Source organism: Streptomyces sodiiphilus, assembly GCF_039529215.1.
Lineage (GTDB): Bacteria > Actinomycetota > Actinomycetes > Streptomycetales > Streptomycetaceae > Streptomyces > Streptomyces sodiiphilus.
Window position 1 is genome coordinate 1 of sequence record NZ_BAAAMJ010000127.1, and the last position, 3388, is coordinate 3388.

Here is a 3388-nt window from a genome sequence, read left to right on the forward strand (position 1 = left end):
CCAGCAAGCTGACGGGACCTCACGAAACATCGAGGCTAACCTGTTGCCATGGCGGACGATGGCCTACGTGATCAGCTGGCCAATCGCCTTCGAGGTCATCTCCAATTCGGCGCCGAAGGCGACCTGAGGGCTCGCGGTTGCACGCGGTCCGAAGGGCTGTCCCCGACAGTCGCGGAAAGACTCTCCTGCAAACGCGAAGTCAGCCCGGATGGCTCCGAACCCGACCGCTTCACCTTCTCCGAAGCAGGTCGCCTTCAATCCTTCCGGCCAACTACCCGCGGTCAGGAGGTGATGTCGGTCAGCACCCCGGCAACACCGTGGCTCCCCGGCTGGCTGTGCATGTCCGCAGCGCCGCAATCGACTGGGCCAGCCCCAGTGAAGACTCATACGGATGACGATGGCGTCCGCCGCGGTGGGAGCCTCGTCGAACCCGACTGAGTGCCAGCTGCGAGACTTCGGTGCATGACGATACAAGAGGGTCTGCCGTTCCCGCAGGACTTTGCTGGCATGCAGGAGTCGCGTGCCTTAGCGGCGAAGTACTCGCGCCGCAACGCGTACCGCACCTGGGGGCCCACGCTCGAGCCTATGAGCAAGATGCCGCGCGAGTGGCGGATCCAGTCCAGCCTTACGCAGCACGTTCCCGATGACCTTGCTCCGTTCGTGGAGTGGTTCGACAACCAGCCGGAGGCGCGAGAGCGCTTCCGATGGGCGCTCCGTGACTCCCTTGATGAGTTGCTCGATGGTCAGCGGACGGGGCGCTGGGCGTACCAGCAGCTCACGAAAACCGAGAAGACGTACCTTGGCACGGCCGTCGAGGTGAACCTCACGAAGGAGTTCGCAATCGACAACGGCCTAGACCTCGACTGGTCCATCTCTGGCCTTGACATCGACTGCAAGTTCTCCAAGGATCTCGGCGGCTGGGAGATCCCGATGGAGATGTATTGCTGCGCTGATCACGGCGAGCGTGGTGGTCGTGCCGACCATGCTGCGGTCTTGGCATGGATGAACGACGACACGAGCCAGTGGGCTGCGGGCATAGTTAGGATCACTGACGAGCGCCTGCGCTGGAAGAGGAAGCGGGGCGAAAACGGTGACCGCGTCCGTGCATACAACCGAGACAACAAGCGCAAGCTCTCCCACGACGTCAAGTCTGAGGTGTACTGGCTCTGGGGTGGGCTCCAGACAGATCTGCCGACAAACCTGCTGCTCCACCTGGATGCCGAAACACGTGAGCGGATACTGACTGCATCACTGCCGGGCCGACCCTCGTCGGGTCAGCAGAGACTGAATCAGCTATTCCGCGAGGTGCGGGACCGGATCGTCGGCCGACAGACCGTGTTGACCGTCGGGCAGCAGGACGACTCCCCGAAGCGAGCCCGCGACGCGCGGAAACATCTGCGCCCGGACGCCATCATCGTGCTGGGGCACCAAGGATCACACCCACACGTCGCCCGTGCGCTCGGGTTGCCGGTACAGGTCAAGGGTGAGTGGATATCCACCCGCCTCGTTCCTGTCTCATCCCATGATGCGCGACCAAAGTTCTCACTGGACGGTCAGTTCTGGGCCCGCGCTCATGGGAAGGAGCTGCTGAACCCTACCCCCGTTCCAGCGCCCGACCTTCCGTATAGCCGAAAGATTGACGCGCCGGCTCCTTGACCTCGCTCTGACCCCCTCGTCTCCTTGTGGAGGGCGGCACACGGAACGCCGCAGGTCGTTGGTGTCCCTCGTCAACGATGAGCGGATCGCCTTCCGCACATGTGCCGGAGTGCGCGTTATGCAAGCTGAAGGAGGACCCCCTGGGCCACGCTCCGGGGGTCCTGCCTCCTTGACGGGTCAACCCGCCCGTCTGATCACGCTAGCGCTGCCGCATCTTGGCGGCCAGCTTCTCCGCGGCGCTCTCCCAGGCGTCACGCCCGGTCAGGGCTTTCTCCCTGGCCGTCAGGTTGCCCTCATCGTCGTACTTGGCCGGTTCTACGAGGGTGCCGTGGAAGGTGGTCCCGGCCCGGGTGAAGTCGATGGTGACGGCGGTCTTCATCGCTTCCGTGATCGTCACGGTGGTGCCATGTGTGACCTCGCGCACCGCTGCGGCCAGCGCGTACAGAACGTTGGCGCTGGTGAGCCACGTGGTCTCGCGCAATTTGACCATCCCGCTCGGGACCGACAGGGCGGTGGCCACGTCGGGCAGTGCGCCGAACCCGGTCCAGAAATCAACCATCTTCTGAAGCGACTCGTCGTGCCCAGTTGTGGCGATTTCGACCGCGACGGCCTCGTCCCAGGCCCTGGCCGAACGAGGACCGGTCCCGACCAGCAGCGTGCCCGTGGCGTACCGCAGCGTCTTGAATCCTGTCAGCTTCGGCGAGAGCTTGCCGGGCGAGTCGGTGAGGAACTCGATCCGCTTGCCCCCCTCGAACACCGGCGCCCGCTCGCCCTTGAGTACCTCTTCCAGCAGCATCCTGTTGATCGCCTGGCGCCGGTCCATCGACTGCGCGATCGAGGCGTTGAGCGGTTTGGCATTCTGCTGCAGGTCGGTGAAGTCCTGTGCCCGACGTGCCTGGTCGTCATCAAGTACGACGTTCACGGGTTGGCCGTTCTCCTGCAGGCGGCGGAGGACGTCGTCACCGTGGCTGTGGGCCTCGATGACGTCGCCGAATGCAGAGGTGCGGTGACCACCGTCCCCCACCTTGGCCTTCGCTCCCGGCCGCACGTAGAGCGTGCCCATACTGATTGGCGCCTCGGGGTCGTCCGCCACGAACTCGGCTTCGTCCGGGCTGTAGTACACGAGAACCGAGTTGAGGACGTAGTCCTCCGTCTCTTCGATGTACTTAGCAATGGCCTGCCGGTGGTTCTTGTCCTCCTTGCGGTTGGTACCTGTCCCCTGCAAGGGGTCCCAATTCTCGCGGTCGCCGACGGTGCCGACGTAGGTGACCGGACTCATCACGGTGGTCACCATCTGCCGTCTGCCCATCTTGAAGCCGATGGCCGGATAGGCGACGCGCCCGTAGGGGATCCTGGGCCGCGACGACGCAGCCGCCGCGCCGCCGGCCTCTGTGTTCTCTTCCATGTAGCTTCCTTCGCTTGCCGACGTCGATTACGCCAGATGGGTGAGATGCTACGCGAGATTGCTCGCGTAGGCGACTGTGATTGCAGTGTGCAGACGGTTCTACGTTGCCCTGCCTCTCGGCTCTGTACCCCCGTAGAGAGAGCGCGAGTGTCAGTCGCACGTCGGCGAACGGCGCAGTGCCGGGCTGAAGAGAGCTGCTGCCCCACCTGACCGCCGGAGCTGTGGTGCGAGGAAAACCGCAGGTCATGGCGGTTGAGTGGAGCCCGCTGCGAGTCGTCGGGCTCAGCTTCCCAAGTTCGAATCCTCGTGCCGCCGCAGGAGCGGAAG

At 64.3% G+C, this 3388-nt stretch carries 2 protein-coding genes; one reads left to right on the top strand and one right to left on the bottom strand.

Translation table 11 applies throughout. The annotated features are described in order from the left end of the window. Window positions 1-462: 462 nt before the first annotated feature. The gene (locus tag ABD299_RS24960) at window positions 463-1656 is read left to right on the top strand and encodes a NaeI family type II restriction endonuclease (protein WP_344267081.1); all 1194 of its coding nucleotides are present in this window, start codon (window positions 463-465) and stop codon (window positions 1654-1656) included. Between the two features lie 199 nt (window positions 1657-1855). Here the strand turns inward: ABD299_RS24960 and ABD299_RS24965 are convergent, their stop codons facing one another. Further along, window positions 1856-3061, bottom strand: a complete 1206-nt coding sequence (locus ABD299_RS24965; protein WP_344267084.1) for a DNA sulfur modification protein DndB — start codon at window positions 3059-3061, stop codon at window positions 1856-1858. Between the last annotated feature and the right edge of the window lie 327 nt (window positions 3062-3388).